We start from the raw sequence: 26091 nt of genomic DNA, 5'->3' as shown, positions 1-26091 counted from the left end.
GCAATCAATGCTTTGGGCTGCTTCGAATATCTCCAGGCACGGATACTAATCTTTTTATAGTATGCACAAGAACTCGAAAGCTGATAACGGTGCGAGTTGCATCACCGATGCAATATGCAGAATTTCGTTTTGCGCGGTCGGCAGCGTTATGTCCTTTGTTCTGGAATTCTTGGGTTTGGCACTATTTTAAACTGCAGGCGTGATAGATTTTGAATGGGTGTAGGCACCGAGACCCTCCAACACTTTTTCGCGACCGAAACCGGGTTTTCGGTTGCCGCCAAAGGGCAATTCGATTCCGCCGACCTAATAGTCGTTGACAGTGACCTGCCCCGCATCCTCCCGCTGGGCCATGCGGAGGGCGATAGAAAAATCGCTGGTGTGGATCCCAGCGGCCAGAGCAAATTCGGTGCCATTGGCGAGCGCCAGTGATTCTTCTTCGCTTTCGAAGGTTTGGCCGCAAGAACCGGACCAAAGACTTCCTTGGTTACCGCAGCATCGCTGTCGCTCAAGCTGTCTAGGATGGTCGGTTCAAAGAACCAACCCTTGCCAGTTTCTGGGTCTTTTGAGATGTTGCCGCCGGTGACGATCTCTACCCCGTGGGCTCTGGCACGCTCTACATGGCCTGCAATCAGTGCAAAGTGCCGCTCAGAGTTAACCGCACCCATATCCGGACTCCAAAGACCGTGGCCAAAGCGCAGGCCTTGCGCTTTTCTGATTAACCGTTCCAGCACCTCGGCGTGCAGGGCGCGGTTGATCACGAGCCGGGAACCAGCCGAACAAATCTGCCCGGAATTGGAGAAGATCGCTCAGAGCAAGCCTTCTGCCAGAGCCTCGGCATCGGCGTCAGAAAACGCGATCAGCGGCGACTTTCCGCCCAGTTCCAAGGTCAGTCTGGTCACGTTGGGTGCCACATTCTGCATCGCCCCGACGCCTGTTGCCACCGAGCCGATGAATGTCACATGCCGCACGCGGTGATCCGCGACCAACGGTTTACGGGCCTCGACGCCGGTCCCAGTGACCAAATTTACCACACCCGCTGGCACGCCAGCGCGTAACAGCAGCTAGGCAATCATCAGCGCGGTAAAGGGCGTGGTTTCCATGGGCTCTACCACAGCCAAGCAGCCCGCTGCCAGCGCACGGGGGAATACTACGCACAGGCGTTGACGTAGGGTAGTTCCAAGGAACGATATGGGAGGTTACGCCTACCGGTTCGCGCAGGGTAAAGGCAGCATTATCGTTGCCCAGATTGACGCTGCGACCGTCCAGCTTGCCAACGGTGCCGGCGTGGAATCCGAACAGGCGTGCAGAACCGGCGACGTCGCCTTGCGCCTCGGCCAGGGTCTTGCCTCTGTTGAGGCTTTCGACTTCCGTCAGCTCGTCAGCTCGTCAGCTCGTCAGCTCGTCAGCTCGTCAGCTCGTCAGCTCGTCAGCCTCGTTTCGCATCAAACGCGCCACTTCGTTCAGGATGGCGCAGCGGAGTGCGGGTGGCGCGCTACGCAAGCCTTCGAAGCCTTTAGTGGCGCTGGTCATGGCGCGGTCCACATCAGCAGCAGTGCCAGCAGTGAAATTGGCAAAGGCTTCACCAGCCCCAGCATCAAAGCTTTCTATGCGGTCTTTGCTATCTGCCGCATGTCAGTCTCATCTATGAAATGGTCGCGCGGCACGTCTGGCGGGGTAGTCGCAGGCTCAAAGGCCTGCACTGAAAGTGTCGATACAATCTGCATCAAATGGGCAAGTAGTTCAAAGGCTGTTGAGCCGGTGCTTCTCTAATATCCCGCAGAGCATAGCCTGTGCTTGCAGCCTGTGTTCTCGATGACGTTCACGGGCAACATCCGGTCGACCTTCACTAATCGCTTGAAAAACAACCCGGTGATCTTCGTTGGATTTGACGGGCAGGGGCCTGATGAACAACGTCGTTGCGCGTGCGCGGCGCACCTGGTCGCTCATCATGGCGACAATCGCTTCGACCCGTTTGTTGCCGCCCAACCGAACGAGCTCCTGATGAAACAACTCGTCAGCCTCGGCCCAGGCTTCAAGGTCTTCGGCTTCGATGGCTTGATCCATCTTGGCAATTGATCCAGCAAGGACCGCCAGTTCATCTTCTGAATAACCCGCTTCGGCAGCGCGCTGTGCTGCGAGGCTCTCGAGTTCCGTCAGGATGTCGTAGATTTCACGCATATCATCTGAAGAAACAGGCAGTATCCGCACGCCCTTACGGGGCCGCATTTCAAGCAAGCCCTTACTCTCCAACATCAGCGCAGCTTCCCGTATCGGGGTGCGGGACATGCCAAGGGTCTCGGCAAGTTCCGATTCCAGATGGTCAGTTCCGGCTGCTAGTTCGCCAGACAGGATCATCTGTCGCAAATCCCTAACAGCGCGTTGGGTATTGGAAAGAGTTTTTGCGTCCTGACCCTTCACGGCGTCTCCAGGTTGATCTTTCGTCCCTCCGCAGCCGAGAGATAGATGTTCTCTTCAATGCGGATCACGTCCAAATAGTTTCGGGCCGTGTTTTCTAACGGCGTGCCCTTTACAAGGCCTGAAACGACGTGACTTTGCAAGGCGTGTACGCAGTCTCCTCCAAACCCATCATGATCGCTCGGAGGAAAAATCTGCTGTCGCTCCTGTTTTCCAAAAGCGCGGAGTTCAACTGAACCGTCGCCGTAAAGAACCAGTGATCCTTCGGTTCCTTCGATGAGAGCCTCACCCATGGTTTGACGCAGGTTTTCGGCACTGTGGTCAAGGCATCTGTTGCCATCGAAAAGGGCTTTCAAGCCGTTGGGGTGATCAAATAGGATGAAACCTGCATCCTCGCCCGCGATAAAGGGGTTAACTTGGCGCAAGTCCGCATAAACTGCGCTGGGCGCACCGAACAAAAATCGGAACGTGTCTACCCAGTGAACTGCTGTTTCATGAACGAGGAAACGCGGCATGTCCTGAAAATACGGCTGCCGGTCAAGGTAGGCTCGTGGTCCCTGTCCGTCGCCGGGCCGAAGCCGGAAAGTCGCTTGTAGAGGTGTTCCAATTCGACCCTCGGTCATCGCCACCTTGATCGCACGATACCAGGGCTGAAATCGAAAATTCTCGTGCACGACGATAGTTGCGCCTACCGCTTCAGCCTCGGAGACGATCTTCTCCGCTTCATCCAGAGACATGCAGAATGGCTTTTGACAGATCAGCCACTTGATACCAGAGTTCAGTACCGTTCGGATGGCTTCGGCCTGCGCTACAGGTGGAAGGATGATGTCCACGAGATCTGGTTTTTCCGCCTCCAGCATTTGTGACAGATCATCGTAAGCGGCAAGTCCTGTTTCTTTAGCCTTGTTGATATCACGGTTGCAGGACGCAATCGGAACCGCTCCGGGCATTCGGGACCAGCTTTCGTAGTGGAACCTGCTGAAATATCCCGCGCCCACACAAGCAACCCTGATGGTTTGTCGAGTATTCATGCCCGTAGTGCTTCCAATACCGATGCGGCTGCATCCTGCGTTCCGGCGGTGCCACCTAGGTCACGCGTCAGGTTCTGTCCGTTCGCAGTCACCTTTTCCACGGCTTCACGCAATCGTTCGCCGTCGTTGGACAGGTCTGGGTGATCATGGGTCAGCCCCAACCATTCAAGCATCATTGCTGCGGACAGGATCATCGCAAAAGGGTTGGCAATACCCTGTCCCGCAATGTCCGGAGCGGAACCATGGCAGGGTTGAAAAACAGCGTGGTTCAATCCGATATCCGCTGAGGGAGCCAGCCCAAGACCACCCATGAGACCGGCACCAAGGTCAGAGAGGATGTCTCCGAACATGTTCTCAGTGACCAAAACATCAAATTCCCAAGGTTTTTGAACCATCCACAGAGCGGTGGCATCAACATAAGCATGGTCTGCCTGCAATTCGGGATGGTGGGCGGCTTCCGCATCAAACATTGATCTGAAAAACGCAAAGGCGCGGAATACATTTGCTTTGTCAACACATGTAACTCGCCCCCGGCCGCGCCCGGTTCTTTTGCGGTTCTTGGCAAGTTCAAACGCGAAACGGAACAGTTTTTCGGACACTTCACGCGTGATCAGAAGAGTTTCACGTGCTTCGTCTTCGGTAACTTCGCCAGCGCCTTGGGTGAAGAACAGCCCTTCTGTGCTTTCGCGTATCAAGACAAAGTCGATCTCTTTTCCAGGAGGTAGCGACAAGGGAGCCATTTGTCCGCTGCTTACCTTTACAGGTCGCACACCAGCGAAAAGTCCCAGTTGCTTTCGCAAATCAATCTGCGGAGAAATCTCGGTCCCGTCAGGGTATCGAACATCGGGCAAGCCCATGGCAGACAGCAGAATCGCGTCAGCATTACGGGCAGTTTCGAGTGATCCTGCCGGAAATGATTCTCCAGTTTTGGCGTAGTGGCCTGCGCCTGCCGGAGCGTCTGTAAACACCAGCTCATAGGTTGGATTGCTGAGCGAGAGCTGGCGCAGGATTTCAAGCGTGGGGGCCATAATTTCCGGGCCAATCCCGTCCCCGTGGAACACTGCAATATCGTAAGTCTTTTTCATTTTGCCCCGCTTCCTTCCTGTTTCGCATTCATAGCGCGATCGCAGCTTTCACTACAGTCCGTTGACAACGCATTCTTTAATGTATACGCAAATAAATGCAACAATAAACGCGAAGTTGTTTGGGAGGACTTGGAAATGAAACTAATGCTAGGGCGGTTGGCGGCCGCAGCTGTGATGGCGACCAGTATTGCAGGCGCAGCTGCTGCGCAGGATTACCCCTATCGTGATATCACCACAGCTGTGGTCTGGGGGGCCGGTGGCGGTACGGACACGATCAACCGTATGATCATGACCGAGATGGAAAAACACCTTCCGGTCTCGATCAATGTGATCAATCAAACAGGTGGTGTCGCAGGCTCCAACGGTATGGTCTACGTTATGAACCAACCAGACGATGGCTACACACTGGTTGGTCTGTCTGAATCGAATGTCACCGCTGCTGTGCAGGGTGGTTGGGATAAGAAATTTGACTTTTGGTATCCCTTCATTGTTGGCGGATCACCTGATCTGATCTCGGTTCCGGCGGACAGCCCTTACAATACTCTGGAAGAACTGGTCGACGCCGCGAAAGCTGCTCCGGGCACTATTCCCGCCGCAGCTTCCGGCGCAGGTTCGATCCACCACTTGAACCTTCTGGCGATCGAAAAAGGGTCCGGTACAGAATTCAAGTTTGTGCCATACAAAGGCTCCGCGCCCGGGCAGGAGGCAGCGATAGCGGGTGAAGTTGCGTTGGTTGTGACGTCAATGGCTGAACAGGCTCCGTTGATCGAAGGCGGTCAACTTAAACCGCTTGCTATGTTGACGCCCGAGGACGCGCAGATCGCAGGGGCAACCGTGCCGTCTGCCTTCGGCATCTATGACGGTCTTGATCAGTATCTGCCGCTTAAACAGGCCATCGGGTTTGCTGTTCACAACTCGGCTGGGGAAGACGTTAAGGCTGCCTTGGGCGATGCGTTCGAGCAGGCTATTGCGTCTGACACCGTTGCCGAATGGGCTGCGGCAAACAATTACGACGTCGGTGGTCAGCACGGTGAAGAGGCTCAAGAGCTGTTTGCGAACCTCGAGGCTACTTTTGCCTACACCTTGCAAGATTTGGGTGCCGCAACCGTCGATCCGGCCTCGCTGGGTATTGAGAAGCCCTAATCCGATCACTTTTGAAAGGGCGCGCTGGATCGCGCCCTTTCCCTCAGGAGGCAGGCAATGGACAAACCTGACGAAACATTGGTCATGCGGACGCGCGACTTTTGGGCAGCAATTGTTCTTACATCAGTGTCCGTCTTTTTTCTTTGGAAGACGTTGGACATCCCCCTTTGGGGTGAAAACCGCGCAGGCGTAAGTGGGTCGGATTGGTACAACTCAGCTGCAATTGTACCGCTGTTCATCTTCGGAGGGTTGCTTGGTTTTTCCTTCGTTTTGCTGGCAATTTCGATCCGCGCAGGTGGAGCCCAAAACGCGCTCAGTGCTTTGGGGATCGGATGGGACAAGTCGGAAGCCTATAGAGCTTCAACAATAGGCCTGATCCTTCTTGCATATGTCGTCGGGCTCGTTCCCAGAGTGGACTTCATTCTGTGTTCTGGGTTGCTGATTACAGCTTTGACTTACGGCTACTACGGTGGCCATGCTCGGCGTGCTTTGGTTGCCTGTGTCGCAGTTGTCTCTGCTGGACTATTTGCGTTTGCTGTTTTTCCCGCGCAGGCGGATTGGAATGCACACGGTGATGATTGGTTTACACTGGCCCTATGGGTCTCGCTCACATTTGTAGTGTTGGCTAAAGCGGCTTCTGAGCCCGTTTTGCGGTACGTTCCTTTGGTGGCAATACTTGCCCCGCTCCTCCTTGTTTGCGCGATGGCCTTTGTTTTCCGGCAGAACGTGCCCGCGCGCGGCGGGCTGATCTTCAAGCAAATCGAATACCACTACTACGTGACGCTTCGTCCGCTTTGGAAAGACTGACCGGATGGACTTTATCCTTTCGCAACTGGCTGGGTTTGGGACCGCCTTCGTGGGCCTGGCAATAGACCCGCTGACCTATCTGTATTTAGTCGCTTCCGTGTTCCTCGGCATCACGTTCGGCGCATTGCCCGGTCTGACGGCAACCCTGGCTGTGACGATTCTGACGGGTTTCTTTGGCAACAAAATCCCACTGGACTATTCGCTCATCGCGTTGCTCGGGGCCTATGTTGGCGCGATTTACGGCGGCTCTTACCCCTCAATTCTATTGAATATACCGGGCACAGCCGCCAGCGCGGCGACGGCCATGGATGGCTACCCTCTGGCCAAAGCAGGTCGAGGGGGCGAAGCACTCGGACTGACCACAACAGCCAGTTTTATTGGCACAGTTATCGGGACCATCACGCTTTTGATTTTTGTCTGGGCGCTGCTTTTGGTTTCAAAGAACATCGCAAGCCCGGAGAAAGCACTATTGGCCCTTTTCGGCATTCTGCTTTCTGGCACTTTGATGAGCGAAGACCTGGTGATCAAGGGATGGATCGCCGGTCTGATCGGGCTCGCGATGTCCATGGTGGGGCTCGACCCTCTGTTGTCTGAGCCACGCTATACCTTCGGCTGGTCTTACCTGATGAGCGGATTTCAGGTTGTGCCAGTTTTGATGGGGGCATTTGCTATTCCCCAAATAATCGAAGGTTTGAGACACGTTGAGGCCGGGAAAGTTCTGGCCCTGAAAGGTCGTATCCTTCCGAATCTTAAATCTATTCGACGCTATCTGCCCACCATCGGCCGGTCAGGTGTGATCGGGACAGGGGTAGGAGCACTTCCGGGCGTTGGCGAAGATGTGGCGGGTTGGGTCAGCTACGGTGTCGGCAAGACCTTATCTGCCGAGGGCGACAAGTACGGCAAAGGGTCATTGGAAGGTCTGTTGTGCTCTGAGACTGCAAACAACGCTTGTATTGGCGGCGCGCTGATCCCGCTTTTGGTGTTGGGCATTCCCGGTTCACCACCCGCCGCCGCTTTGATGGGGGCCTTCAAGATCAACAACGTGATCCCGGGGCCGACGATCGACCCCGAGATCATTCTGCGCGTGGTTGCGATCCTGGTGCTGGCCTCCCTGACAATGTTCCTGATGGGGCTTTTCACGGCTCGGGTATTCATCAAGATACTTGCCATCCCGCAGACCATCTTCTTGCCAGTCGTGATGGTTCTTACAACGATTGGGTCTTTCAGCGTCGGCGGTGGCATAAATGACCTCTACCTGATGCTCGGCGTCGGTGCGGTTGCCTATTTCATGAACCTGATGAAATACCCAATCGCGCCGTTGGTTATCGGCGTTATCCTAGGCGGCCTGTTTGATGAAACCTTCCGCCGGTCGCTGTTCTTGTCGGACGGGGATCTTTCGGTCTTCTTTTCACGACCCGGTGCGGCCATTCTTCTGGTGCTCAATATTGGTCTGATCCTCAGCCAACTGCCCGTCGCAAAGCGCGCTTTCTCACGTCTGAAAGGACTTTCTGTCTGATGCTTGTAGTTACTGTAACTTTCACTCTCAAACCCGGTACGAGAGACACCTTTTTACCACTGATGGTCGAAAACGCTTCAACTTCTTTGCGTGAAGAGCCCGGATGCCAGCAGTTCGACGTTTGCCTCGGCGACGAACCCGAGAAAGTTTTCCTCTATGAACTTTATGATGACAGCGTGGCGTTTTCTGCCCACCTAGAAAGTGCGCATTTTCAGTCCTTCGATACGGCAGTGGCTGATATGATCGCCACCAAGGTGGTTCACCAGTATTCCGAGGTCATCCGATGAACAATTGGGAAATCCATGCGGTGAAGTACGCGGATCGAAATGCCCGGACACGCGCTGATAGTTTCATCGTCGATGATAATCATGACGCGCCTCATGCGATGGATTATTTCGTTTGGGTGCTCAAACGTGGCAACAAAGTCATTCTGGTCGATACTGGCTACGACTCCGATGAGGCTGCCGCCCGTGATCGTCCCCTCGCGATGGACCCTCGCGAGGCTCTGCGTCCTCTAGGCATCGCGCCGGAAGCGGTGATTGAGGTCATCGTGACCCATCTTCACTATGACCACGCAGGGGGGCTGCATATGTTCCCTAACGCAAAGTTGCACATGCAGTCGGCGGAAATGGCCTTCGCCACGGGTCCTTGCATGTGCCATGACCACCTGCGTGCGCCCTTCACGGCTGGCCATGTTTGCGAGGTCGTAAAGCGTCTCTATTCAGGCAAGGTCGTGTTCTACGATGGAGAAGCTGAGATTGCAGATGGGGTCACGGTGCACTGCGTCGGGGGGCATTCACGCGGGTTGCAATGCGTTCGCGTAAGAACGGCAGCCGGGTGGATGGTGCTCGCCTCTGATGCCTCGCATTACTACGAGAATTTCATGGCGCGCAAAGCCTTTCCCATCGTCGTCGACCTGCAAGACATGATGGATGGTTTCGAGACGCTCGAGAGATTGGCCTCGCATCCTCGACTTATCGTGCCTGGCCATGATCCACTTGTGCGTAAGATCTTCCCCGTCGGAGCAGCACCGCATATCCACAGGCTGGATCCCGGGCCAACCAGGGACATCAAATTATGAAGATCGGCGTCATAGCGGACGATTTTACAGGTGCGAGCGACATTGCGAACACTTTGGCGAAGGGAGTTGAGCCGGAAGGTGGATTGCGAACGGCGCAGTTCCCAGGCGTTCCAACGACCCCGGTCGACGAAGAGATTGAAGCGGGGGTGATCTCGCTCAAAACCCGCACCGCATCTGTCGAAGAAGCTGTTGCGGACAGCGTGCGGGCCCTGCGCTGGCTTAAAGATCAAGGATGCCAGCAGTTCATCTTCAAGTATTGCTCGACCTTTGATTCGACGATGGAGGGAAACATCGGCCCCGTCGCGGAAGCGCTGGCCAACGAACTGGATGCGCAAAAGGTGGTTTTCTGTCCGGCCTTTCCGACAACGGGGCGCACGGTCTATCACGGTCATCTTTTTGTGCTCGGCAAGCTGTTGAACGAGTCAGGAATGGAAAACCACCCACTTACTCCGATGACGGATGCCAACATTAGGCGATGGTTGCAGCATCAAACCAAAGAACCGGTCGGGTTGGTGTCGATCGACGCCGTGAAGCAAGGATCAGAGGCGATTGCGACAGCTTTACAGAACGCCGACGAACGATTTGTGATCGGTGATGCGATTTCGGACGAAGACTTGTTTGTCTGGGGCGAGGCTCTAAAGGATGCGGAGCTTATTACCGGGGGATCCGGCCTAGCACTGGGGTTACCAAGAAACTTCTTGAGAGAGACTTCGCCGAAAAGTGCGGGCAGCGTGTTCACCGGTATCGCTGGGCCTGCCGCGATCCTTGCCGGGTCGTGCTCGGGTGCAACCCGTGGGCAGATTGATGTTCATTCGAAATCCCATCCGACTTTCGCCATTGATGTGCCAGGCGTCATGTCCGGGGATGTGACCACGAAAACGCTTCTGGATTTCTTCGAAGCGCATCCCGATCAGGCGCCACTTGCACACTCATCGGGAAGCCCGGAGGATGTACGAGCGATCCAAAATCAATTTGGTCAGGAAGTAGTTGCGGACAGGTTGGACAATCTCTTTGCAGATACAGCCCGACAACTTGCCGAAATGGGGTACAAGCGCATTGTCGTGGCCGGAGGTGAGACGTCGGGAGCTGTTGCCAAGGTCATCTCTGAGGCAGTGGGGTCTCCAGCCATGTCAATTGGGCCAGAGGTTGATCCGGGCGTGCCAGTCTTGAGCGTTGGAAAATCTGAACCCATTGCACTGGCTTTGAAGTCTGGAAACTTTGGCGCTCCAGATTTCTTCTCGAAAGCATTGAGAATGATGGAGGCAGGCAAATGAGTTCTGAAGAACAGGCCCTGCGACGGCAGATGTCTGAGCTGTGCGCCTCGCTGTTTGCGCGTGGTTTTTCCGTTGGCACTGCGGGCAATGTCTCTGCGCGTTTACATGATGGAATCCTCATGACGCCAACCAATTCCACCTTGGGTGATATCGACCCAGAGCGTATCGCTAAGATTGATTTGGATGGCATCCACGTCTCCGGCGACAAGCCGACCAAGGAGGTCTTTCTGCACCAAGCCTTGTATGAGACGAGGCCAGAAGCTGGTGCAGTGGTGCATCTACATTCGACCTGGGCCACCGCACTGTCGTGTTTGGAAGACACCGATCCCAATGACTGTATTCCGCCGCTTACACCATACGTGGTCATGCGCGTCGGCACGGTCAAACTGGTTCCATACGTTAAGCCCGGTGACCCGAAATCCGGTGATTTGATCCGTGAGCTGGGCGGGAAATATAGTGCTGTTCTAATGGCCAATCACGGACCCGTCGTATCGGGAAAGGATCTCTTCTCAGCGGTCTGTGCAGCAGAAGAGTTAGAAGAAACAGCCAAGCTGCTAGTGGCTTTGCGCGGCCTGCCAACCCGGTTGCTGGATGTAGCTCAAGTCGCAGAACTCAAAGAGACTTTCGGAAGGATGTAGTCAGACACCGACAGGGGGGCAGTGTGCAAACATTTGCGCAAATCGTGCAAAGTTATGCGCGTATACCAAGGAAATTCATGGGCAAGCAGCTTGGATCTATCAAGCGAAATCTATAGCAGGAACGCAGCGTTTTGAGCGCACCTACAGATGTTATAGTGTCGTTAGCTGCAATTCGGACTGATTATTCCAGAATCCTCGAGAGGTCCCTTGAAATTCTGGACCAGGCATTCCAAATCTAATGCATGAGCGAAGATACTCTTAAAATTAGCGACAACAATTCGCCTGTTGGCCCGGGTCGGCCTCGTGGCTTTGATGAAGCCGAGGCTTTGGAAAAAGCCCTGTGCGTATTCTGGCACAAGGGATATGAGACCGCATCTGTGGATGATCTGACCAAGGCCATGGGTTTGAGCCGATCCAGCTTCTATGGAACGTTCGGCAGCAAGCGAGCTTTGTTTCACAAAGCCCTCAGCCACTATTCCAGGCGTGGTTTGAAAACTCTGCGTGAGGTCGCGGACACGGGCGGAGATGACCCCGTTGGTGCAATAATGGAAGCTTTGGCGAACCCGCAAGGCGGTCGTGACGGCTGCATGCTGATCAACTGCCTAACGGAGCTTGCTCCTCATGATGAGGAAGTCGCGGCTCTCGGGCGACAACATTTAGAAAGTATTGACGAGATTATTGCGAAAGCGCTTGAGCCTTCGAATCCGGGACAGGCCCTCGACAAGGCGCGTGCCTTTGCCTCCCTTGCAATCGGTACTTTAGCTTTGCGGAAGGCGGGTGTTCCCGCGGAGCAGATATCGCAAACTCTGAATCAAGCTCGGTTGGTGATATCACCTTAGCTCCACCTAACTTAATGTTTTGAAATCAAAAACATGAAGAAATCGCAGCCCTAATTTTGGATCAAATAGTCCAAAACTGTCTGATAGAAGTAAACCAAAGAAGGAAGCAGCAATGGCTGATGAAAAACTGTTCTCCGGCATCAAAGCTGGCGCAATTGAACTGAAAAACCGCGTTGTCATGGCGCCACTGACCCGCAACCGGGCAAGAGCCGAGGATGACAGCGTCCATGAATTGCAGGCCAAGTACTACGCGCAAAGGGCGGGTGCTGGTCTGATCATCACGGAAGCTTCGCAAATTTCGCCCCAAGGCAAAGGCTATGCATGGACGCCCGGTGTTTATTCCAAAGCACAGATCGACGGCTGGAAAAAAGTGACTGAAGCCGTCCATGCTGAGGGCGGAAAGATTGTGATCCAGCTTTGGCATGTGGGCAGAATTTCGCACAACAGCTTGCAGCAGGATGGCGGTGCCCCTGTTGCGCCATCCGCGATTGGCGCTAAGGCCAAGACCTTTGATGGTGAGCAGTTTGTTGAAACGTCTGAGCCGCGTGCTCTGGCGATCGAAGAAATAGCTGGCATTGTTGGCGACTACCGGAGGGCCGCAGAAAACGCCAAGAAAGCTGGATTTGACGGTGTCGAAGTTCATGCAGCCAACGGATATCTTATTGATCAGTTTCTGCGGGACGAGTCCAACAAGCGTGAAGACAAATATGGCGGTCCTGTCGAGAACAGAGCACGGTTCCTCAAAGAAGTCATGGACGCAGTTGTCGACGTATGGGGCGCCGACCGTGTTGGTGTCCGCCTCAGCCCCTTCTCGAACGCCAACAACATTTCCGACAGTGACCCACAGGCGACGTTCTCGCATGCGATCAAATTGTTGAATAGTTATGGGTTGGCCTATCTCCATCTCGTAGAAGGACAGACCGGTGGCCCGCGCGATATTCCCGAAGGTGTCGATCTAAAGGCGCTCTATGATTTGTTTGACGGTCCGAAGATGGGCAACAATGCCTATGACCGCGAAATGGCAATAGAAGCGGTTGATACCGGCGCCCTCGATCTGGTGGCTTTTGGCCGACCGTTCATTTCCAACCCGGATCTTGTCAGTCGGCTGAAGAAGAACACCGCGCTGAAAGAGTTGGATGAAACGACCCTCTACGGTGGCAATGAAAAAGGATACACCGACTACCCAGCTCTGGAAGAGGAAGCGGTTGCCGCAGAGTGATGCCTCACTCTCAACTCCTTGTTTGCAGGCAATAGCAAATAGAGTGAGCGCGCCGGTTTGGGCGCGCTCTTTTCGCGGGTAAGGCAATACCTATTCTGGACGCGGGGATCTATCACAAGTCTGCGAATGGACACTCTCCCTCCGATTGCGGTGACTAAGAGACGCTTTTGAGTTTATCATCAGGGTCTCTTTGAGTTGGCGAATTCCATGTTTCAGCAGATACCATGTCCGAGAAAACGAGCTTCTTGAGCCGGCCTAATAGATTTTGGCCTTACTTTGTGCGCAGAGTTGGTCCTTCGCATTTGCTACTATTCAGGTAACGTTAGGTTGGGAGTACGATATGGAATTACCAACACTGACGTACGAAATGATAGCCGTACTGAGTCTACTAGCTTTTACTGTCTTACTTTTTGTTACCGAGATTATACGGATCGATGTCGCAGCAATTCTCGTAATGGTGCTGCTTGGCGCACTTAGCTATCTACCGGGGCTGGGTAATCTTGCCGATGTCTCCAGGCTCTTTGAAGGTTTTTCCTCAAACGCAGTGATGTCCATCATCGCAGTTATGATAATTGGCGCTGGGCTTGATAAGACCGGACTTATGTCAAAGGTTGCGGCCTTGATCCTCAAGAATGGTGGAACGACAGAAGCCCGGATAATCCCCATAATAGCAACAACGGTTGGTGTCATAAGCTCCTTCATGCAAAACGTCGGAGCTGCTGCGCTTTTTCTGCCTGTTGTGAGCCGCATCTCGGCACGTACGGAAATCCCGATGAGTAGGTTGCTGATGCCCATGGGGTTTTGCGCGATTCTGGGTGGTACGATCACATTGGTTGGGTCGTCGCCCCTTATCCTGCTGAATGACCTGATTGTTTCGGCAAACTCATCCCTTCCAGCTGACCAACAAATGGAGACATTTGGGTTGTTTTCAGTCACGCCCATCGGTGTGATGCTGGTGCTTACAGGCGTGCTTTATTTTGTGCTCTTTGGTCGTTGGGTCCTTCCCGCTCAGCGGGAGCGTGGAGAAGACGCAAGCTCGGCTCGGTCCATGCAGGCTTATGTCGAAACCACATACGGGCTTAGGGCCGATATGTTTGAGATACGTGTCCCTGAAGGCTCGATCATCATCGGGCAAACGCTTTCGGATCTGATGGTCGCTCATAACATGTACATTCTGGGCACATCTTATCGCGGCCACAAGGTCATCGCGCCGATGGCGGATACCAAGATCGAAGCCCCGGCGCGGCTCGCAGTGCTTGGCCTGCGTCGGGTGGTTGAGCACCAGTTTGCTGAGCCCTACGGCTTAGAGATCCTGCCCCAACTAGATGTCTTCGCGGATGATTTCGCCGCGACCCAATCGGGGGTGGCCGAGGTTGTTATTCCTCCCGGTTCTTCAGTGATCGGCCAGACTCCGATCGATTTACGTCTCCGCCAAACGCATGGTTTGTCTTTGTTGGCCATTCAGCGTGGCGAAGAAACACTAAGCCACGTTGAGACCGAAGATCATTCAGCTACGCATATCGGGCAAGTTCCTTTGCAAGCCGGCGACACGTGTGTGGTGCACGTGCAGTGGGACCGTCTGACACGAGTGAAGTCAGACAGGGACTTCGTCGTTGTCACCTCGGACTTTCCCCAGGAAGAATTGCGGCCACACAAGGTCGGATGGGCGCTCGCTTTTTTCCTAATAGCGTTGAGCTTAATTCTGTTTTCCGATTTGCGCTTGTCATTGTGCCTGTTAGTTGGCGCTGTTGGCATGGTTTTGAGCCGGGTGTTGTCGATTGATGAGGCCTACGAGTCGATAAGTTGGAGCACAGTTTTTCTACTCGCTTCACTGATCCCGTTGGGGCAGGCTGTTCAGAACACCGGCACTGCGGATTGGATTGCAGCGCATGTGTTGGCCCTTTTGAAGGGGTGGCCGATCTGGTCGTTGCAAGCAGGAATAGCCGTTTTGGCGACGGCATTCACGCTGGTCATGTCCAACGTAGGTGCAACTGTCCTGCTGGTGCCGCTAGCAGTTTCTATTGCTGTATCGGCGGGTGGAAACCCGGCTGTATTTGCTCTCACCGTGGCAATTTCAACGTCCAACTCATTTTTGATCCCAACACACCAGGTGAACGCGTTGATCATGGGCCCAGCAGGTTACAGGGTGGTCGATTTTGTTCGCTCGGGCGGAATCATGACTCTCCTTTTCTTGGTTGTCTCAATGACCGGGCTTGCGATTTTCTTCTGAGCTGCCTCTCGGCGATCCGTACAGATGAACTCAAAATACAAGGTTTTTGAGACCGATTATTTTGCTGCAGATTCAAGACGTCTGCAAAAAGAACCTCCGCCGCGAGGGGCCGAAGCAATGCGTCCAACTCAACCAAACCTGAAGTCGGTATGAACTGGAACTGGACCGTTTTAGTTTTATCGATCAATGTTGTCGGACCAAGACCGTCGGCATTTTTGGAGAGTTCACGATGAAGTTCCTTCGTACACCGGACCACCAGTTTGACGGATTGCCAGATTTCGACTTTGGCCCGAACTATCTTGATGTGGATGATACCGAGGGTGGTCTTCTCCGACTGCACTATTTGGACGAGGGACCGGCGCAGGCACCGCCAGTATTGTTGATGCATGGAGAGCCAACCTGGTGCTTCCTGTATCGGCACATGATTCCGTTATTCAAAGATGCGGGTCATCGAGTTCTGGCTCCTGATTTGATTGGGTTTGGCCGGTCGGACAAGCCCACTGAGCGATCCGATTACACTTACCAACGCCATGTGGACTGGATGTCCGAGTGGTTGCGGAAAGTTGACCTGACGGGCATCACATTGGTTTGCCAAGACTGGGGCGGACTCATTGGCTTGCGGCTGGTTGCGAGTATGCCCGAGCGGTTCTCTCGTGTGGTTGTGGCGAACACGGCCCTGCCCACCGGTGACGTGCCCTTAGGCGACGCATTTCTTTCATGGCGGGAATACTCACAATCCGTGCCTGAATTTAATTCGGGACGCATCGTATTCGGTGGCACGACATCCAAGATTTCAGATGAAGAAGTCGCAGCCTATAACGCACCGTTCCCGGATGCGCGCTATCTGGCAGGCGCTCGCGAGTTTCCCGTGTTGGTGCCCGACTCGCCTGATAATCCAGCTTCTGAAGCTAACCGAGCCGCATGGGAAACCCTCAAGACCCTGAACACTCCGTTTCTGACTGTTTTTGGAGAAGATGACAGGGTCATGGCGGGCGTAGACAAACTGTTCCAAAAGTCGATCCCTGGGGCAGTTGGTCAAAATCATATCGTTGTGCCAAAAGCCGGGCATTTCATTCAAGAAGATGCTGGCAGAGAGCTGGCACAGGCGACGTTGAAATTCATTGAGCGAACATAGCGGCTATCAGATTAGTGTCTTCCCCTGCGGCCTCAACCCACACCAAATTTGCGACGCAAATGCTCGGCCAAGGCCGTTATGCGACGTGGTTGGGCTCGGCTCGGCGGAAACATCATTTGCAAAGGTTTCGGCGGTGGGAGGAAGTCGCGCAAGAGAGAAACAAGTCTGCCAGATCGAACATCGTCGCCGACATCCAGCTCTGACTTCAAGACGACCCCATGGCCTGCAATCGCCCAATCGCGGATGAGTGAACCATCATTGACTATTCGATTTCCCCTTACCGATACGCGCTGGGCATTTGGTCCTGTTCCAAACTCCCAAACATTGTCGATCATGTCGCCAAACCTCATCACCAAGCAGTTGTGGTTTAATAGATCTTCTGGTTTTTCAGGCGTTCCGAATGAGGCCAGATAACTTGGGGACGCACACACGAAACGTTGGTAGCTTCCTAGATTTCGCAACCTGAGCGAGCTGTCTGTAGTGTTGCCGAAGCGAACGGCGAGGTCGAAACCCTGGCCGACAAGGTCGACATAGCCGTCCGAGAGGGACAGTTCGATTGAGACGGCAGGGTTCTCTTCGGTGAATTCGGTGATAACTTCGGAAACAATGCTTCGTCCCAAGTCGATCGGCGCGCTTATGCGAATTGGACCAGACAGAGTTTCCGCGCCGTGCCGAACTAGTGTATCCAGGTCCGCAACCTCACTGAGAACGTTTCTTGCCCCATCGGCTAATACTCGGCCTTCTTCGGTCAGGCTAATGGAACGGGTGGTGCGGTTGAACAAAACCACACCGTAATGTGCCTCCAGAGCCGCGAGCCGCTCGGACACTGTCGTGCTCGACATCCCTGTCTCGCGCGCCGCGGCCACAAGACTGCCTTTCTCGGCTATCGTCAGAAACAAGCGAAGATTGTCTAGAAGCATTAAACGGAAATTCCGGATTATATGTTCGATCCTGACCTGTTTATCCCGAAAGTACTGCGGCGTAAATCTGGCGCATCGCTCAGGAAAACAAGGGACCTAATCCAATGGCCAAGCTGACAATCCTCGCCAACATCAAAGCCAACCCCGACAAGATCGACCTCGTAAAAGGTGAGCTGATCAAGCTCATCGACATAACCCGTGCCGAAGAGGGTTGTATTAACTACGACCTGCACCAGGACAACGACAACCCGGCTCATTTCGTATTCTACGAAAATTGGGAAAGCCGAGAGCTTTGGCAAACCCACATGGGTGCTCAGCACCTTGCGGCTTACCTGGAAGCAACCGAAGGCGCCGTTGCAGAATTCACGTTGAATGAGATGACAATCATCGGTTGATACAGAACCGGACAAAGGAGCACGCTATGAAAGCCGTCGGATACCGTGAGACAGGGTCGATTGATCGGGTGGACGCCCTGGTTGACTTCGAAGCCGACAAACCGACGCCGAAGGGGCGCGACTTATTGGTGAAAGTGCAGGCCGTGTCAGTGAACCCGGTTGATACGAAAATTCGGCAAAAACGTGCTCCTGTAGGTCCAGCACCTGATATTTTGGGTTGGGACGCAGTAGGCGTCGTCGAAGCCGTTGGTGAAGCGGTTGAGACTTTCAGTCCGGGCGATACAGTTTGGTATGCCGGCGCGATCAACCGACCGGGAACCAATGCCGAGTTTCATCTGGTGGATGAACGTATTGTCGGAGCCGCGCCAAAATCCATACCGGCAAAAGCGGCTGCGGCGATGCCGCTCACGACGCTTACTGCCTTTGAGATGCTGTTCGACCGCTTGCGAGTACAAGATGCCGTTTCCGGCGGGACCAATACGTTGCTGGTTATTGGTGGCGCAGGCGGTGTCGGGTCAATCACCATTCAATTGGCACGGGCTCTCACTGACTTGACGGTTATTGCCACTGCGTCCCGCCCCGAGACACAAGAATGGGTTCGAGAGCTTGGCGCACACCATGTCATCAACCACTCAGAACCTTTTGGCTCACAACTCGAGGCTCTCGGTATCGAAAGTGTGGATTTCATCTATTCGACAAACCATTCCCAGCTTTATGCCTCTCAAGCTGGACAGGTGATGACACCCCAAGGTCGCTTTGGGTTGATCGATGATCCTGAGACCTTCGACATCGCGCCGTTCAAACCTAAATCGATCTCATTGCATTGGGAGTTCATGTACACTCGGTCGCTCTTTGGGACTGGAGATATGAATCGTCAAAGCGAAATCCTGAATCAGGTCGCCGGGTTGATAGACTATGGAAAGATTAGATCCACAGCGACCGATACACTCGGTAGGATCAATGCTACAAACTTAATGAAAGCGCATGCTATCCTCGAAAGCGGCAAGGCCAAAGGAAAGCTCGTGCTTGAGGGGTTTTAGATGAGAATTGAGCGACTAGATCATGTGAATATCGTGACCACAAGGTTGCCTGAGATGGTTACTTGGTACGAAGAGGTCCTGGGTTTGAAACTCGGGGCCCGCCCTGATTTTCCGTTTCTCGGAGCTTGGTTGTATGCGGGTGATGACGCCGTGGTTCACCTTGTGGGTCACGAAGGAACGCCAAATGTCGGTTCCGAAGTGAAGCTCAAGCTCGAGCATTTTGCGCTCTTAGCCAAGGGCTTGAGCGCATTCGAAGAAAAACTGAACTCGAGTCAGATCAAGTATCGCAAAACTGACGTCCCAGGCGCCCGAATGGTCCAAATCCATGTGGCCGATCCTGATGGAAATCATATTCATATAGACTTCGAAGAAACCGAGTAAGTGGCTAACCCTCGGAATAGTAGGAACGCAAAATCAAGCTCGAAACTCTTTGCCGATCAATGATCGAGATCCTTGCCGGGTTGCTTCCAAGAATTACTCGGACCAACATTTTAGGGCGGTACAAACGTCAATTTGGAGATCAGCATGCCGGACCTCGAAACAAACAAGAAAAACGTCATAGCTTTCTACGAAATGATGTTCAACGCGTGTCGACCCGCCGAGGCCATCGCAACCTTTGTTGGGGAAACCTATACGCAGCACAACCCGCATGTTGGCGACGGCAAGCAAGCTTTTGTTGACTACTTTGGGCGCATGGCCGCCGAATACCCGGGAAAGCGTGTGGATATCAAACGTGCCTTTGCTGAAGACGATCACGTTGTTCTGCATTGCCATCAAATTTGGCCCGATGGTCTCGAGTACGCGGGGATCGATATTTTTCGCCTGGATGCTGATGGCAAGGTTGTCGAACACTGGGACGTTCTTCAGGAAATTCCAGCAAACAGCGAAAATGACAATGGCATGTTTTGACTTCGCCGTTCTCACTGCGGAGCATGGAACTTCGAAAGCTGCTGTCTGCTAAACCACGATAGTCAAAGGGTATAAGTCTGATCCAGGAGACCCGCCGAGGCGTATCTATCAAGAACCGTTTAGTTAGGAGATAAATATGTTCTCGAAGAGTATTCTTACGGCGGCCCTTCTGTTATTTGCAGCTACTTCGCTTCAAGCTGGTGTACAAATTCGCTTTATAGAAGGCGCACCCAAGGACCGTTTTGTTTTGACAAATGTCGGAGCTTGCGAAGTAGAAGCCTCGACCCTCAAAATTGACTTGTCGCAATCTGCCGGACGACTGATTTTCGACGTTACCGAAAAAGGCGCGGGTGTAGAGGTCTTCCAACCTCTCGAATTCATTGAGGGTGCGGATGCTCTGCGGCAAATTCCAGCGGTCGTGGACGGGCAAGATACAATAGAACTTGAGATCGCCTCCCTCGCAGCCGGGGACAAACTCGCCTTTACCATCGATGTCGATGATACCATCGGGCAACGCGAAATCACCGTAACGGGGTCGGAGATCGAAGGCGCCACAGTGTCATTTACCGATGCAGATAAAACCAGTACGGCGACCTTCTCTTCTGAAGCACTTGTCAACGTAACAACCAAGGACTGCTGAAAACTTTCCTACAATGTCGAATTGGTTGATCCGCATAGCATTCCTTGCGCTCATGGTGGGCGGCGGCATCCTGATCGGGACATTGACCGCACCTGGCGAATGGTACGCGCAGCTTTCTAAACCGGCTTTCAACCCACCAAATTGGATTTTTGGACCGGTTTGGACGGTGCTTTATGTCTTGATCGCCATGGTGGGTTGGCGTCAGTTCGAAGCGGACCGAAGCTCGACCGCCATGAAGCTGTGGTGGGCGCAGATGGGTCTGAACTTTTTGTGGTCCCCAGCCTTTTTCGTACTGCAACTGCCGTGGTTTGCCCTTGTGGTCATTGTCGGGTTGCTGATTGTGATCGCCATGTTCATCGCTCGGGTCAGGGATTCAGATCGAGTGTCCGCGCTGGCCTTCCTACCGTACTTTGCATGGGTCGCATTTGCCACGGCGCTTAACCTTTCCATTGCGATATTGAACTGAGAAGGAACAATATGCGTGCCAACTTCGTTGGGCTTGTTTCAGGTCTTGTTATCATCGGATGCACAATGGCTCAGGCTGATGAAAAATTAACTGAAGACTTCTCCAAGTCTCCGGAGACGCGTTGGGACTACGTTGCCGACACCGTCATGGGAGGAGTGTCCTCAGGTCAGGTGCAGTTTCCTTCGGAAGGTGATGTTGCATTCGCGCGGTTGACCGGAACCGTCAGTACGGAAAATAACGGCGGCTTCATCCAGTTCCGGCGCAAGTTGTCTGATCGACCAGATGAGGGTGTATCAGGCGTCAGGCTATTGGTACGGGGGAACGGCGAGCCATACTTCGTTCACCTCAGAACGCGTGGCACGGTTCTTCCGTGGCAATACTATCAGGCCGCGTTCGCAACTTCTGACGAGTGGACCGAAGTTTGTTTGCCTCTGTCAGGTTTCAAGGCTTCAGGTGCCATGTTGCGCGCTATTCCCGTTGCTGACGAAATCACCTCCGTCGGAGTTGTCGCCTTCGGGCGCGATCACGAGGCCCGCGTAGATGTTAGTGAGATTGGTTTCTATTGAAGATCTACAAAGAGAGGGCTGTGATATTCAGATAGGTCTGCCTGAGACCGCTTGAGATCGAGTTGTGCCAATGCCTGGACGCGGATGTGCGGTTCCTTCATTTTGGATGCTGAACCTGTCTTTTCTGAGCGAACATTCAGAGCGTGCTGCGTTCCGAAGAGACGACTCCACAGACAGTCTTCAGTTAAAAAAACTTAATCAAAGCAAAATACATTCAGCAAAAGACAACTCCCACATGAAGCTCATCTAAAGGAGTGAGTATCATGAAGAGGATTGCAGCTTTGGGCCTTGTTGCCCTGACCCTATCATTTGTTGGCACCGGTGCGTTTGCGGACTGCTATTTTGGGAACGATGCGGTAACCGGGATGGAGACGATCATCTGCGAGACAGACGGTGGCTTTTCCAGTTGGGGAACATTGATCGCTGAAGCTTGAGCATTTCTGGACAAGACACCAAGCTTTCTGTGAATTGTTTGATCGAGAAGTTCACGGTAGCCCTCGGCTTTGCTTGGCAATGACCTCGGAGTACCATGGAGCCAACACTGGTGCCAAATCCTTGTGGGAAGGCTTAAAACGGGAGTCTCGCGGTTTCTGGCAGGCGGTGTTGAAACGCCACTGTGTTGTCATTGAAATCACTATGCGCAGCAAAGTTCACTACTAAAGCGAAATCGAAAAGTGATGTTCCTAAAATTTCAGTTTCCTCACATTTTCTCGTTTCTTTTTCATTGCGGAGCTTGAGGTTGATTTGTCTGACCGCGCTAGTTCCGCGCAAACCTCGACCGTTCATTTTTAGGCTAGCGGTTTTGACGCAATCTCAATTCAAACGTACTCTACCAGCAACCAAGCGCAAACGAGGACCATGTCTGATCCCGAGAACAGAAGTGACCCCGCCGCGGAACCTTCGTCGCGTGCTGTCGCCGATGGTATCGGTGTGGCAACGGAGGAATTCAAAATCTCGATGCCAATCGGGATCGGAGCTGTCTTGGCTGCTCTGGCTTCTTTGGCCACGTGTTATTCCGGGATTTTGCTCACCTATTTGGTTGGCTATGAAGCGCTTTCCATAAACCCACATGCGCAAGCGGTGCTGATGTGGGTGTTTGCGTTGTTGGCGGTTAGTTTCTTATGGAGAGACCGGAAACGGCATGCCAAGGAGCTTCCACTCGTCCTCGGTGGGATTGCTGCTGTCATCCTGATTGTCACACTCTACTTTGGTTATGATGAACGTGTCGAAGCGCTTGCCTATGTACTTTTGATGATCGCGGCTTTGCTAAACCAGAACTTTATACTCGATGCTTTGAACCACACGGTTCGCAACCAGACACATGAAATAGAAGCATTGAACGAAAGACTGACTGAGAAGGTAAAGCGCCAGGAAGGCGAGATTGACAGGCTGGGGCGACTCAAACAATTCCTTGCGCCTCAAGTTGCGGAGCTTGTCGTTGAAGAAAACTCTGACGAGCTTCTTAATACTCATCGTCAATATATCGCTTGCCTATTCTGCGATATCCGGAATTTCACAGCGATTTCCGAGGTAATTGAGCCGGAAGATGTCATTACCCTTCTCCAGCATTTCCACGATGAGGTTGGCCATTTAGTTGCCCAGCACAAGGGAACAATCGGGTATCGAGCCGGAGACGGATTGATGGTCTTTTTCAATGACCCGGTTCCCTGCGATCAGCCCGTTCTGCAAGCCGTACGGCTGGCTAAGGCAATTCGCGAAGCTTTCGAAGAAATACGAGCGCCCTGGCAGAAACTCGGACACGCGATGGGTTTGGGTATTGGGATCAGTAGTGGTTATGCGACTCTTGGGCTTATCGGGTTTCATGGTCGCGCCGACTACACCGCAATAGGTGGGGTTGTTAATACCGCATCCAGACTTTGCGACTTTGCCAGCGACGGGCAGATCCTTTTGAACCAACGAGCGCTTCTAGACATAGAAGAACATGTGGAGACAGAAGAAATGGGAGAGCGGGAACTGAAGGGCATCGGCAACCCTGTGCAGATTTTTCGCGTTATCAGCCTCTCTCATCAAACAAAGTGATGCTCTATATTGTTGGGAATCCAATGGACTTTCGTATTTTCAAGATCTGCCTTGGGCTGCTAGCCGCGTGAAGCACACTTTTCAGGAAACGGCAGCACTGAACACGCGGCCTCAATACTACGGATCGCTAAACGAAACACTCAACGAGTGTAGTCGGCGGATTGAAAGCTTTACCCAAGCATCTTGGAGAGGTGACAAGTGGCGGAAAACACGTGCAATAAGTCAAAGTTCACCGACCACTCTGCCAAGGGAATTTCGTGGTCGCTTTTAGCCATGTAAAGCAAGACGAGCACGACTAGGCCTGAGTCCCCCTAATTGAACTGGTCCACCGCTATGTTTAGGAAACGGAGTACCACAAATGGCAATCCAAACGACCGGCTGGAAAAGAGCAACGGACGTTTTGAACCCAATCCAGCCGTTTTTGCAGGCCGGAGTATTCTAGTAGCGTCGGCCAACTGCCAAAAAAACTAAAGCTGGGAGCCAATTGGCAAAATACTAAGAAAACCGGCAACTATGTGATCCCAAGCCGATCCTGTCGGCTCGGATTGGTACTCAAGAACGTTGCCATCATCGCCTCTTGTCGTCCATTTAAGCTGACCAGCTTTCTCGAGCGTCACGTTATATGTGTATGCGGGTAGCGCGTCGTCCAAGGCACCCATGGTCTGTGTCGCCAATACTGGCGAGTCAATCAGAATTCCCATCTCGGTGTTGATGTTGACAGATCGCGGATCCCAGTTGAACGATCCTACGAACAAGTATCGGTCATCGACTGCAAATGCCTTGGAATGCAGGCCTGACCTGGATTGAGCCCAGTTAATACCGCGTCGTTGGACCTGATAGGCGTCCGGTCGCAGCTCATAGAGCTCTACTCCACCGCGTAGAAGTGCACGGCGTTTCTTGGCATAGTGCGCGTAGACGGGTGCGACGTCGTTAGAGGCAAGTGAATTGGTTACAACCTTTACGTCGACGCCGCGGCTTTCCAATTCGGTCAGCCATTTCACACCGTTGTTACGCGGCACGAAATAGGCGGAGACGATGTTCACCTCGCGGCTGGCATTCTCAAAGTACGGAAGCAATTGAGATGCCAGAACGGGACCTGAATTCTCGAGACCGGCGGCTTTTGACGGCGGATCAGCGTAAAGCTTCGCAGGCAGCCAATCCAATGACAGTGCTCCATCTGCGAAGTTCTCTTGTGCCGACTTTCTGAGGGCCGCGCCATACTGCGTCTGCTTCGCTTCCTCGACCAGTTCGTTCAACCTGACTCGCGCATCACCAAGGTCAAATTCCTGTGGCTCTCCAACGACTACCCGAGCCGGAACGGCGAATTCGCTGTTCCAGTATGAGTCAAAGCTTTGTGACACCTCGCGTACAACGGGGCCTGCGGCCAGCACATCCAGATCAGCGTAGTTCATTTCTTCCCGCGCGAGAAAGTACTCATCGCCGATGTTTCTCCCACCCACAATCGTGAACACATTGTCTGCGGTCATGGACTTGTTGTGCATTCTGCGATTGATGCGTTTGAAATCGGTCAAACCTGCGATCAGAAGGCTTTGTTCCCGCCAGAATGGATTGAAAAGCCGGATCTCAATATTTTTGTGATTGTCCAATGCGGCTGTCATCGCGTCATAGCTGGACGTATCCATGTCATCTAGCAACAATCGGACACGAACACCCCGATCAGCCGCTTGCAAAAGACTGGCAGCGAATAGGTGGCCCGTTGGGTCGTCGTGCAGAAGGTAGTATTGTGCGTCTATCGTTCTCTCGGCCGCCGCAGAGAGCAATAGTCTTGAGACAAGAGCTGCTTCGCCGTCACTGATCAGCTTTACGCCCGACCGACCGTCTTTGGGATCGCCAAGCCGATTGGCCGCCCGACTGAGAGCTGTGCGCGAGTCCGCCGGCAGCGAAGCCGATACTGTCTTTTCATATGTGCGAGTTTTGGGTGCGCAAGCAACAAGGGTCAGCGTGCACAAGATACAGACCACCAACTTAAATTGCGTCATCAGCTTTCTCCATCCCCTTATACTAGGTGACTACGCCCAGACGGGTGATTGTAAGTCTGTTCTGTTAGGAATGAGATTGTTTCTCTGATCGTTGTTGTTTGGTGAAACCCTAGTTTTCTTCAATAAAATCAGTGGCGCAAGCGCAGGTTCTTGAGCGCTCCTATAGCTCTTGTAGGTGTGCCAACTGACTCACGAGCACTAAAACCCACCAAACCGGGTCAACGCTGCTTTCGTTTGACCGATATAATGCAGCCCGAGTGTTTTGGGTGCCGTGCAGGTACATCCCGTGCCATTGCATCCACGTTTCCAAGGTGCCGCAACGCTCCGTTGTTCAGCAACACGCCTCGACCAGCATCATAGCGGCGCTGTCCAAATCCGCTGGCAACGCATTCCCAGTTTTCCTTGGCCGCAGCGTTGCGGAATCTCGGTAGGTCGTGCGGGTCATGCCGTCCGGGTGTTGCTGCGACGTGATCGTGTTTCTTTGAATTGCTTTGGTGGGTTAAGTGGTGGGTCACTTGTGTTGCGCCAGGTTGCTGAGCAGTACCGGTTGTTGGCCTCGGCCTTGGGCGCATGATTGTCACGACGCCTTGTGGATTCTGATGTCCTGGGACGGCTACATGAGTTGCCGTGGGTCTTGGCGTCAACTGTGGAACCTGGCCAGGAACCGCAATGGGAACCTGATTAGGAGTCGCGGTTGGGACA

26 protein-coding genes and 1 pseudogene are annotated in these 26091 nt (G+C 53.4%); 20 read left to right on the top strand and 7 right to left on the bottom strand.

Features of this window, described 5'->3' with window-relative positions; all coding sequences use genetic code 11:
* Positions 1-146: 146 nt before the first annotated feature.
* The 5 genes and pseudogenes from ACR0JF_RS21910 to ACR0JF_RS21890 form a co-directional block, all read right to left on the bottom strand.
* A pseudogene (locus ACR0JF_RS21910) lies at positions 147-1022 on the bottom strand (aldehyde dehydrogenase family protein).
* Positions 991-1338 carry an aldehyde dehydrogenase family protein gene (locus ACR0JF_RS21905; protein ID WP_480669902.1) on the bottom strand — a complete coding sequence of 116 codons (348 nt, stop codon included), beginning with the start codon at positions 1336-1338 and terminating at the stop codon, positions 991-993. The pseudogene ACR0JF_RS21910 and the gene ACR0JF_RS21905 overlap by 32 nt, the downstream one beginning before the upstream one ends.
* 402 nt (positions 1339-1740) lie before the next feature.
* Positions 1741-2418 carry a GntR family transcriptional regulator gene (locus tag ACR0JF_RS21900; RefSeq protein WP_170643587.1) on the bottom strand — a complete coding sequence of 226 codons (678 nt, stop codon included), beginning with the start codon at positions 2416-2418 and terminating at the stop codon, positions 1741-1743.
* Positions 2415-3446 (bottom strand): Gfo/Idh/MocA family protein, encoded by a 1032-nt coding sequence (locus ACR0JF_RS21895; RefSeq protein WP_170663065.1) that lies wholly within the window; start codon positions 3444-3446, stop codon positions 2415-2417. Before ACR0JF_RS21895 ends, ACR0JF_RS21900 begins: the two co-directional genes overlap by 4 nt.
* Positions 3443-4531 carry an isocitrate/isopropylmalate family dehydrogenase gene (locus tag ACR0JF_RS21890; RefSeq protein WP_170663066.1) on the bottom strand — a complete coding sequence of 363 codons (1089 nt, stop codon included), beginning with the start codon at positions 4529-4531 and terminating at the stop codon, positions 3443-3445. Before ACR0JF_RS21890 ends, ACR0JF_RS21895 begins: the two co-directional genes overlap by 4 nt.
* A gap of 135 nt (positions 4532-4666) precedes the next feature.
* Here ACR0JF_RS21890 and ACR0JF_RS21885 point away from each other — a divergent pair, with 135 nt between their 5' ends.
* From ACR0JF_RS21885 to ACR0JF_RS21835, 11 genes are all read left to right on the top strand, one after another.
* On the top strand, positions 4667-5674 hold the full coding sequence (locus ACR0JF_RS21885; RefSeq protein WP_170663068.1) for a tripartite tricarboxylate transporter substrate binding protein: 1008 nt from the start codon (positions 4667-4669) through the stop codon (positions 5672-5674).
* 57 nt (positions 5675-5731) lie between these two features.
* The gene (locus ACR0JF_RS21880; RefSeq protein WP_170663070.1) at positions 5732-6481 is read left to right on the top strand and encodes a hypothetical protein; all 750 of its coding nucleotides are present in this window, start codon (positions 5732-5734) and stop codon (positions 6479-6481) included.
* A 4-nt stretch (positions 6482-6485) separates the two neighbouring features.
* Entirely contained in the window at positions 6486-7997 is a 1512-nt protein-coding gene (locus ACR0JF_RS21875; protein WP_170663072.1) for a tripartite tricarboxylate transporter permease, read from the top strand.
* Positions 7997-8284 (top strand): putative quinol monooxygenase, encoded by a 288-nt coding sequence (locus tag ACR0JF_RS21870; RefSeq protein ID WP_170663074.1) that lies wholly within the window; start codon positions 7997-7999, stop codon positions 8282-8284. The genes ACR0JF_RS21875 and ACR0JF_RS21870 overlap by 1 nt, the downstream gene beginning before the upstream one ends.
* Positions 8281-9078, top strand: coding sequence for an N-acyl homoserine lactonase family protein (locus tag ACR0JF_RS21865; protein ID WP_170663076.1), 798 nt, complete (start codon positions 8281-8283; stop codon positions 9076-9078). The genes ACR0JF_RS21870 and ACR0JF_RS21865 overlap by 4 nt, the downstream gene beginning before the upstream one ends.
* The gene (gene otnK / locus ACR0JF_RS21860; RefSeq protein ID WP_170663078.1) at positions 9075-10352 is read left to right on the top strand and encodes a 3-oxo-tetronate kinase; all 1278 of its coding nucleotides are present in this window, start codon (positions 9075-9077) and stop codon (positions 10350-10352) included. Before ACR0JF_RS21865 ends, otnK begins: the two co-directional genes overlap by 4 nt.
* Positions 10349-10990 carry a 3-oxo-tetronate 4-phosphate decarboxylase gene (otnC, locus tag ACR0JF_RS21855; protein WP_170663080.1) on the top strand — a complete coding sequence of 214 codons (642 nt, stop codon included), beginning with the start codon at positions 10349-10351 and terminating at the stop codon, positions 10988-10990. Before otnK ends, otnC begins: the two co-directional genes overlap by 4 nt.
* A 242-nt stretch (positions 10991-11232) precedes the next feature.
* On the top strand, positions 11233-11829 hold the full coding sequence (locus ACR0JF_RS21850; RefSeq protein WP_170663082.1) for a TetR/AcrR family transcriptional regulator: 597 nt from the start codon (positions 11233-11235) through the stop codon (positions 11827-11829).
* A 112-nt stretch (positions 11830-11941) separates the two neighbouring features.
* Positions 11942-13048, top strand: a complete 1107-nt coding sequence (locus tag ACR0JF_RS21845; RefSeq protein WP_170663084.1) for an alkene reductase — start codon at positions 11942-11944, stop codon at positions 13046-13048.
* A gap of 340 nt (positions 13049-13388) precedes the next feature.
* Positions 13389-15278, top strand: a complete 1890-nt coding sequence (locus tag ACR0JF_RS21840) for an SLC13 family permease (protein WP_170663086.1) — start codon at positions 13389-13391, stop codon at positions 15276-15278.
* A gap of 229 nt (positions 15279-15507) precedes the next feature.
* Positions 15508-16413, top strand: a complete 906-nt coding sequence (locus ACR0JF_RS21835; RefSeq protein WP_170663088.1) for a haloalkane dehalogenase — start codon at positions 15508-15510, stop codon at positions 16411-16413.
* A 32-nt stretch (positions 16414-16445) separates the two neighbouring features.
* On the opposite strand, the gene ACR0JF_RS21830 is transcribed toward ACR0JF_RS21835, so the two are convergent.
* Positions 16446-17333, bottom strand: coding sequence for a LysR family transcriptional regulator (locus tag ACR0JF_RS21830; RefSeq protein ID WP_170663090.1), 888 nt, complete (start codon positions 17331-17333; stop codon positions 16446-16448).
* Positions 17334-17437: 104 nt separating this feature from the next.
* On the opposite strand from ACR0JF_RS21830, the gene ACR0JF_RS21825 reads away from it, so the two are divergent.
* The 9 genes from ACR0JF_RS21825 (at position 17438) to ACR0JF_RS21785 (ending at position 23389) form a co-directional block, all read left to right on the top strand.
* The gene (locus ACR0JF_RS21825) at positions 17438-17728 is read left to right on the top strand and encodes a putative quinol monooxygenase (RefSeq protein ID WP_170663091.1); all 291 of its coding nucleotides are present in this window, start codon (positions 17438-17440) and stop codon (positions 17726-17728) included.
* 26 nt (positions 17729-17754) lie between these two features.
* Positions 17755-18768 (top strand): zinc-binding alcohol dehydrogenase family protein, encoded by a 1014-nt coding sequence (locus ACR0JF_RS21820; protein WP_170663093.1) that lies wholly within the window; start codon positions 17755-17757, stop codon positions 18766-18768.
* The gene (locus ACR0JF_RS21815) at positions 18769-19149 is read left to right on the top strand and encodes a VOC family protein (RefSeq protein ID WP_170663095.1); all 381 of its coding nucleotides are present in this window, start codon (positions 18769-18771) and stop codon (positions 19147-19149) included.
* Between the two features lie 144 nt (positions 19150-19293).
* The gene (locus tag ACR0JF_RS21810; protein WP_170663097.1) at positions 19294-19677 is read left to right on the top strand and encodes a nuclear transport factor 2 family protein; all 384 of its coding nucleotides are present in this window, start codon (positions 19294-19296) and stop codon (positions 19675-19677) included.
* A gap of 136 nt (positions 19678-19813) precedes the next feature.
* Positions 19814-20317, top strand: coding sequence for an aggregation factor core (locus ACR0JF_RS21805; RefSeq protein ID WP_170663099.1), 504 nt, complete (start codon positions 19814-19816; stop codon positions 20315-20317).
* Positions 20318-20330: 13 nt separating this feature from the next.
* Entirely contained in the window at positions 20331-20783 is a 453-nt protein-coding gene (locus ACR0JF_RS21800) for a TspO/MBR family protein (RefSeq protein ID WP_170663101.1), read from the top strand.
* Between the two features lie 11 nt (positions 20784-20794).
* Positions 20795-21349 (top strand): CIA30 family protein, encoded by a 555-nt coding sequence (locus ACR0JF_RS21795; RefSeq protein WP_480669889.1) that lies wholly within the window; start codon positions 20795-20797, stop codon positions 21347-21349.
* Between the two features lie 263 nt (positions 21350-21612).
* Positions 21613-21783 carry a hypothetical protein gene (locus tag ACR0JF_RS21790; RefSeq protein WP_170380082.1) on the top strand — a complete coding sequence of 57 codons (171 nt, stop codon included), beginning with the start codon at positions 21613-21615 and terminating at the stop codon, positions 21781-21783.
* Between the two features lie 424 nt (positions 21784-22207).
* Positions 22208-23389, top strand: coding sequence for an adenylate/guanylate cyclase domain-containing protein (locus ACR0JF_RS21785; protein WP_170663103.1), 1182 nt, complete (start codon positions 22208-22210; stop codon positions 23387-23389).
* Positions 23390-23856: 467 nt separating this feature from the next.
* On the opposite strand, the gene ACR0JF_RS21780 is transcribed toward ACR0JF_RS21785, so the two are convergent.
* Entirely contained in the window at positions 23857-25389 is a 1533-nt protein-coding gene (locus ACR0JF_RS21780; RefSeq protein WP_170663105.1) for a phospholipase D family protein, read from the bottom strand.
* Between the last annotated feature and the right edge of the window lie 702 nt (positions 25390-26091).

The organism is Ruegeria sp. BG11, from assembly GCF_056538565.1.
The sequence above is the reverse complement of the archived record's forward strand: the minus strand, read 5'-3'. Positions and strand labels throughout refer to the sequence as shown.